Annotated in this window: 2 protein-coding genes and 1 pseudogene; all 3 read right to left on the reverse strand. The window is 70.9% G+C overall.

The features are described from left to right. A pseudogene (locus FNH05_RS34620) lies at positions 1–476 on the reverse strand (hypothetical protein); the annotation flags it as partial. 14 nt (positions 477–490) lie between these two features. Further along, on the reverse strand, positions 491–2,692 hold the full coding sequence (locus FNH05_RS34625) for an ADP-ribosylglycohydrolase family protein (RefSeq protein WP_144593067.1): 2,202 nt from the start codon (positions 2,690–2,692) through the stop codon (positions 491–493). 93 nt (positions 2,693–2,785) lie between these two features. Next, on the reverse strand, positions 2,786–3,554 hold a 769-nt coding region (locus FNH05_RS34630; protein ID WP_222426800.1), incomplete at its 5' end, for a hypothetical protein.

Consider the following 3,554-nt stretch of genomic DNA (forward strand, 5'->3'; position numbering starts at 1 on the left):
GGGTGGCCGTAGTTGAGGACCGGCTCCGTGCGGGCATGCGCATCCCGCCGCAAGACCTTGAGCTGGGTGCGCACCAGGCGGGGAAAGGGTTCCGAAACGCGGTCCAGTGATCCGAAGACCGGCAGTGGGATCGCGCCGTTGATGCTGCTGGGCCGGTAGGTCTCCGACAGGTGCACGAAGACCTCGCAGTCGAGCAACTGCTGGACGAACGTACGCCTGCTGATCCAGCGCCCGTTGACGTAGTTCACCAGCGCGTCCACCCGGTTCAGCGGGTACGGGTACCCCTGCCACACCGGCCCCTCGGTGTACGCCGGATTCGGGCGGGACGGCCCGTTCGGCAGCCGGTCGATCGAAACCCGTTCCCAGCGCAGGATCGCCTGCTCGGGCGGTTCCTGCCCGGGCAGCACGGAGTAGTCCCATTCGGAGTCCACGACCGGGATCTCCTCGTAGGCCGTTTCCGGGACGTGGCCGGCCATGTTCGTTCCCCCTGTCACCATCGCGGATACCGCTGCTTCCACTCGTCCGGCCTGGTCGACGGCGCGGAAACCCGGTCGAAGTGGAAGAAGGCGTCCGAGGCGAGATTTTCGATCAGCTCACGGAGTTCGAGTGCCGCCACCCACTCCTCGGGCAGCCCGGGCAGCCCGCTCCTGGCACCGATGAGCGCCCCGGCGAGTGCCCCGGTCAGCCCGCTGCGCCCCGAATGGTTCACCGCGCGCAGCAGGGCCTTCTCCGGCTTGTTCTCACATCCGCTCACCGCGGCGAACACACGGCCAAGGACCGAGAGCGTCGAGTAGCCGTCCCCGATCTGTTCCACCGTGCGCAGGCCCGGGGCGGGTTCCGCGTGGTAGTCGGGAACCGCCTCGCGGACCATCTCGCGGATCGCGTCCCATTCCGGCCCCTGCTGCCCGGGATCGTCCTCGTCGAGCACCCTGCGGGTGGTAACCCAGGGCGGGAGGCCATCGCGATCCTTGGCGAGCGCGTGCTGGAAGACCTTCGCGAGGAACACCGTGGCCGCCAGGTCGGTCTCGTCGCGGTGGGTCACCCCGGCGATCAGGCGGGCGGCCCGGCGGGCCGAGCCGGTTTCGGAATCCGCCTGGGTCAGCGCGGCGGGCAGTGCGGCGAGCAGCGCGCCGGGCCCGGTGAGCCGCGGCATCGGCGTGCCGAGGACCAGTGAGCTCGCCGCGGCGAACTCGGCGGGATCGGGACGGCGGCGGTCGTACAGCGAGGGCACCCGGAGCAGCCAGCCGTCCCCCTTGGCGAACGGGATGCCCTGGGTGTGCACCCAGCGGCGCCAGGCGTTGGCGATGGCCTTGGGCAGCCGGTGTTCTTCGTCCGGGGCCTCCCGGTGCGGGCCGCGGATGGCACCCTCGGTGAGGAACAGCAACTGCTGGGTCAGCGGCCCGAGCTGCCCCACGCGGTCGTAGGCCCGCGCGTACCCGGCCAGCCCCCGGGGGCCGAACTGTTCGCGGATCGCGGCGAGGGACAACGTGTCCACGGCGGAACCGAGCGCCTCGCCGATGGCGAACCCGACGTAGGCCCCCAGGACCCGGTGCCAGCCGTAACGCACCTCGTCGGCCTGTTCCAGGTGGTACTTCCCGTGGGTTTGAAGTGCCGGGCAGGTCGTACCGTCGGCCCGGTACCGGAAGGTGAGCCCGATTTCCGCGGCAGGCGGGCGCCGGCCCTGAAACGGCTGTTCCAGTCGTTTCAGCCAGTTGAGCCCGAGCACCGTGCGCCAGCATTCCTCGTAGGTCAGCTCGAAACCCCGTTGCCTGGCCTGGCCCGCCGCACCTTCCGGCAGGAACCGCGGTTCGGCGAGGCCGAGTTCGCCCGCGGTGCGCCGGGCGAGGTCGGGCAGGTGCTCGTCGAGTTCGGGCAGTGGACCGGCGAGGCTGACGCGGGGCGCGGCCCGCGGAAACCGGGACAGGCTCTCGACGATCTCCTCGACCCGCACCTCGATGTCGTCCCAGCCGACGTCGATGAGCACGGTGCCGCCCGTCAGGTTGTCGGCCAGGGTCGCGATGTCCGTCCGCCGGTAGCCGCGGGACTGGGGCGGCAGGGTGCGGAACGCGCTGAACACCCGCAGGATCCGCCGCTGCGCGTCCCAGTAGTGGGGGATGGGCCGGTCGTCGACCGGGTCCGCGTCGATGAACACCTCGCATTCGCCGAGGCCGACGAGGAACTTGTCCCGGTCGAGCCAGTGGGCCTTGGCGAAGAGGACGAGCGTCTCCAACCGGTTGTGCGGGGCGGGATAGGCGCGCTCGATCGGACCGGCGACGTAGGCCGGGTTCATCCGCGAACCGGTCTTGTTCCCCTCGGCGTCGATCTGCTCCCAGCCGATCACCGCGCGGGGTGCCACGCCCAGCCTGCCCAGCCCGGCCGCCACGTAGTCGGGGTGGACGACCTCGCGATCGTAGGGGCGGCCGGGGATCGTGGCCGGGATGCTCAGCCCGCCCTGCCGGGGATTCGACATCCGCAGCGCGCCGTCGGGTTCACGGACGATCAGCGCGGGCGGCGGGAAGATTCGCTTCTCGACTTTGCCCTCGTCGAGAAAGGCCACCGAGTCGTACGGCACGAACCAGCCTTCGGGTACGCGCCGCACCTCGCCGGAGTCGACGCGGACGGGATTCGGGCTCTGCGCGTGGACCTCGCGCAGCCACCCCTCGACCTTCGCGATCGCTTCAGCCGCTTCCACTACTTGATCCTTTCGCGGCCGCACAGGGGGCCGACCGGTCCGGCGAGGACGGTGAGATGTCTGATGTGGACGATCGGGCTGCGGTGGCGGAGGTCAGCGGACATCGGTGATCTCCTCCACTCCCCGCGGGGTCTCGACCGGGCGGAGGTGTTCACCCCGGGGCGGTGCCGGGGACTCCCGCTCCCCCTGCGGAATCTGCTGGTCGTTCGCGTGCTCGAAGGCATTTCGCGCGGCCTGGGCCTGCCAGCTTTCCGGCGTATGGTACTCGACCCCGAAGATCACCCCGGTCTCCGGTTCCCGCCACCGGGCGGTGATGCCGGTGCGGTCCTCACCACCGTCCAGCCAGCCGTTCCGCAGCTCCACCGGTTCGTAGCCGGCCGCGGCGAGCCGGGACTGGAGTTCCCGCACGTCGGCGGTGTAGTCCCCGGTGGGCACGGAGACGGTGTACCGGATGGCATCGGGAATTTCCCGCAGCGCCCGCAACGGATCGAGCCCGTTCTCGGCCGCCAGCCTTTCCGCGAGTTCCTGCTTGATCCGGTCGGCCGGTTCGAGTTCGTGGGCCGGGTCTTCGAACCGGACCCCGGGGATGTCCCGGGCCAGCTCCCGCAACCGGCTCCGGATACCGGCCGTTTCGCTGCTGTCTCCGCTGCTGTCTCCGGTGCTGCCGTGCGCGGCCTCCTCGAGCCGGGACAGGAACTCGTCCACCACCCGGTTGACCTCGGGCGTCAGCGTGAGCCCGCCCTGGTGCCACGCCCCGTCCCCGTCCACGTACGGCGGCGAGATTTGTCCGACGGGCAGCGGTGGCAGTGGCGGCAGTGTTGACGGCGCCATCGGCACCGGCGGTGCAGCCACAGGGGCGGCG

The sequence above is a fragment of the Amycolatopsis rhizosphaerae genome (genome assembly GCF_007713715.1).
Lineage (GTDB): Bacteria > Actinomycetota > Actinomycetes > Mycobacteriales > Pseudonocardiaceae > Amycolatopsis_E > Amycolatopsis_E rhizosphaerae.